Origin of the sequence: Haloferula sp. A504 (assembly GCF_044385805.1) — a bacterium.
Taxonomy (GTDB): domain Bacteria; phylum Verrucomicrobiota; class Verrucomicrobiia; order Verrucomicrobiales; family Akkermansiaceae; genus Haloferula.
In genome coordinates, this window is the sequence record NZ_JBISBU010000118.1 from 1 (window position 1) to 3,816 (window position 3,816).

1 protein-coding gene and 1 pseudogene are annotated in these 3,816 nt (G+C 63.7%); one reads left to right on the top strand and one right to left on the bottom strand.

Annotated features, from left to right (window positions below):
* Nucleotides 1-3,126 (top strand): sulfatase-like hydrolase/transferase (locus ACG2LG_RS23570; RefSeq protein ID WP_396263286.1); only part of this gene is annotated, 3,126 nt, incomplete at its 5' end.
* 35 nt (nucleotides 3,127-3,161) lie between these two features.
* Here ACG2LG_RS23570 and ACG2LG_RS23575 read toward each other — a convergent pair.
* Nucleotides 3,162-3,689: pseudogene (locus ACG2LG_RS23575) on the bottom strand (electron transfer flavoprotein subunit alpha); the annotation flags it as partial.
* Nucleotides 3,690-3,816: the final 127 nt, after the last annotated feature.

Sequence of the window (3,816 nt, forward strand, 5' to 3'; positions counted from 1 at the left end):
AGGGCAAGCAACGGCCAGGACGGTGTCATCACGGTGACCACCGGCACCTCCGCCAGCCCGACCTACACCTTGAGCAACTCCGGAACGGTGCTCGACTTCAGCGTGACCTCGGATGCCAGCGGCGTGATTGTATTCGATTTCAGTAGATCGAACAACAGCCTTGCGGGCTCGATCAGCGCGACCTTCAACGCGATGAGCATCACGCCCCCTTCGGGGCCACAGGCGACGATCCACAGCTTTACCGCGAGTCCCGAACAGTTCACCGAAGGAACGGATGTCACCCTGTCGTGGGATGTAAGCGACGCCGACTCGGTGAGCATCAACCAGGGAATCGGCGCAGTTGCAGCCAGCGGCAGCCTGGTGGTGAGACCATCCGACACCACAACATGGACCCTGACGGCCACCCGTGGAGGAAACCAGGTGACGGCGCAAGCAACGGCCACCAATACGAGCTTGGGCGAAATCCACGTTTATCTGCTGGGCGGCCAATCGAACATGCAGGGAATCGCACGCAGCTCGAAGTTGCCTCCGGAACTCCTGTCCATTCCCGAGATTCGGCTTTATGCCGCAGGCACCGCGGTTTCCTCAAACATCGCCAATCAATGGGTGACTCTTCGACCGCCTGGCTCCAACGGCAACGAGTTCGGGCCGGAAATTGGGATTGGCGAGCGGTTGCGCGATCTCCGTCCCGGCACTCCGATCGCGCTGATCAAGTATGCCGACGGCGGGACCAGCCTCGAGCTCGGATGGAAGCCAGGTGCGAATGCCGCCGACACCGCTAACTGGGGTCCCCAGTTCACGGGCTTCGTCAACACGGTCAGCAACGGACTGGCGGCGCTCGAGGCGGAGGGTTGGCAGCCGGTCATCCACGGCATGTGCTGGCAACAGGGGGAACAGGACGCCAAGGACGGCCTCAACGTGGCGGAATCCTCGACCAGCGCCGATGACTACGGGGCCAATCTCGCTCATTTCGTGTCGCGGATTCGCGAGCAGTTCGCGCCTTATGCCGCGCCCGAGGGGATTCGCTTCGTGCCGGGCCAGGTGCTGCCTTACGCCCCGGACGGTGGCGACGTGCAGGCCCGCTTCCCTGGTCGCGACCTGGTGCGGCAGGCCATTCTCGATGCGGACGAAGGTTCCGGGGCGACCCACTCCATCCCCAACACGCAATCCGTTCCGACCAACAGCGTCGGCTATCCGACTCATGCACAGGAGGTGGACGGCCACCGCGACACGGACGAAGTCCACCTCAACGCCACGGCGCAGCTCAAACTCGGCCGCTCCATGGCGAATGCCCTGCTGGGCCTTGGTCAACGCCCGAACATCGTCATCTTCCTCGTCGATGACATGGGCGTACACGACACCTCGGTGCCTTTCCTGCTCGATGGTGCCGACCAGCCGGTCAGCTACAACTTCAACAATTTCTATCAGACCCCGAACATGGAGACGCTCGCAGCCACCGGCATGCGCTTCACCACGGCCTACGCCCAGACCGTCTGTAGTCCGACGCGCTGCGGGCTTCTCACCGGACGGACCAGCGCCCGCCACGGAGTGACCGATTGGGTTGGTGCCAACGACCCCGGATCGCCAACGAACTGGCGGATCAGCGGTCTGCCCACCTCCGAGGCCACCCTGCCCCGGCAACTTCAATCGATCGGCTACCGCACCATCCACTGCGGCAAGGCTCACTTCGGGAACAGCAGCAAGAACGTGCTCGACTACGGCTTTGACGTGAACATCGCCGGCAATGAGAAAGGACAGCCGGCGCGCTACATCGGCGCGGGTGGCTATGGGGTTCCCGGTCTGGATGCCTACGACAGCTCCAGCGTTTATCTAACCAAGGCACTCACCCTTGAGGCTAGTTCAGCGATCCAGAATGCCGTGAATGAAGGACAGCCCTTCTTCCTGAACATGAGCTTCTACGCGGTTCACACACCCTTCACCACCAACCCGGACGCCACCGGCGACTACTCGGGCGCGGTCGGCGGTAGCGGCGGCAACCACGCCAAGTTCGCCACCATGATCGAGGGCATGGACATCGCGGTCGGCGAGATCCGCCAGAAACTCATCGACCTCGGCGTGGCCGAGGACACGCTCATCATCTTCCTCGGCGACAATGGCTCCGACAGTCCGGCAACCACCCAGGACGGCTTGCCCAGCGCACCGTTCAATGACTGGCCGATGCGCGGCAAGAAGGCCTCGAAGTGGGAAGGTGGTGCCCGCGTGCCGTTCATCGCCACCTGGGCAGTTCCGGATGCCGGGAATCCACTCCAACAGACCCTGCCGATTCCCGCCAACAGCATCGAAACCGACATTGTCACCACCTGGGACATCCCGGCCACCCTGTTAGATCTCGCCGGCTTGCCGGCGCCGGCGGACTTCGGCGAAGACTCCCACAGCCTGCTCCTCTACCTGTCCGGCACCCCGGGCACCCACCGCCCGCAGGAGATCGTGGTCCATTACCCCCACGAGCACCGCAGCGACTTCTTCTCATGGATCCGGCAGGATGACCTGAAGCTGATCTACAACTTCGAAAACAACACGCACGAACTCTACAACCTCGCAACCGATCCGACGGAGAGCACCAACCTCGCCGCCAGCCAACCGGAAACCGCCATGGCCCTTGCCCGCCGCCTGGCCCAAAAGCTCGACGCCGAGTGGGGTCCGGCGGGAATCCTGCTGCCCACGATCAGCTCGATCGCTCCGGCGGGCAACGTCGTCTCGATTCCGAACAACTCCGGCATCGACCTCGACAGCGACGGCATCGATGACCGCGATGAGGACCCGAATCTCAACGGACTGGTCGATGCCGGCGAGACGAATCCCGACAACGACAACAGTGACGGCGACAATGCCACCGACGGTGAAGAAGCGCAGCTTGGCACCGAGCCTCTGGACCCAAACAGCTTCTTTTTCCTCCGCGGAGTGCCTCAGCTGGATGGATCTATCAACCTCATCTGGCCGTCGCAACCCGGTGCCTCCTTCGAGATCCGAAGCAGCCCCGACCTGAGCGACTGGTCTACTGTCGTCGATCCTGACGTCCCTGCCGCCAATCCCGGCAACATGACGACCTACATGGTCCCGGCCACCGCCTCACCGCGCAAATTCTACCGGATTGTTCTGAAGTAGCCTGAGAGCATCGGAATCCAAGTGATCCTGCAGGTCTACTTCAACCGTTCGTTGACCTTGCGCATCACCTCGAAGGCGTCGGCGACGTAGAGGACGTCGGCCTTGCCCTGGGCCCAGCCGCAGGCGGCGTCGGTGTTGATCGCCCGGCGTTCGTTGATGAAACGCCAGCCGACCGCGTGCGGTTCCTCGCCGTGGCAGCAGGTCGCCAGGCCCTTCGTGTGCCGCGGGCTGGATCCGGTCTGCCCGATCTGGTGCAGGTGCGTGAGGAAGGGCAGGACGGCCTGGCCTTCGGACGCGAGGTCGACCATCGACTTCGAGCTGCCGAGCGAGGCGCGGTTCGTTTCGACGAAGTCGAGGATGAGATCGGCCGCGGTGTCCACGTGGACCTGGCCGTCGGCCTGCTTCTTCGTCCAACCGGCACCGGCCACCAGCAGGATGTCGGCATCGGGACGGATGGTCTGGGCCCCGGAGGTGCCGGCCTCGATGCCGAGCGGCGTCGTGCGGGTGTCGGCCGACGCTTCGACCGGAGTCGCCTCGACGCTACCGCCCTCGCAGGGCGCGAAGCTGCCGGGGGCGATGGAAAGCACCCAAGTCTGGGGTCAGTAGTACCAGAGCTTGGCAAGGGGTTTTTTGAAGGTCGTTTTGAGGGCGTCAGGGAGCGGATCGATCCGGGCGGGCCGGTTCGACCTG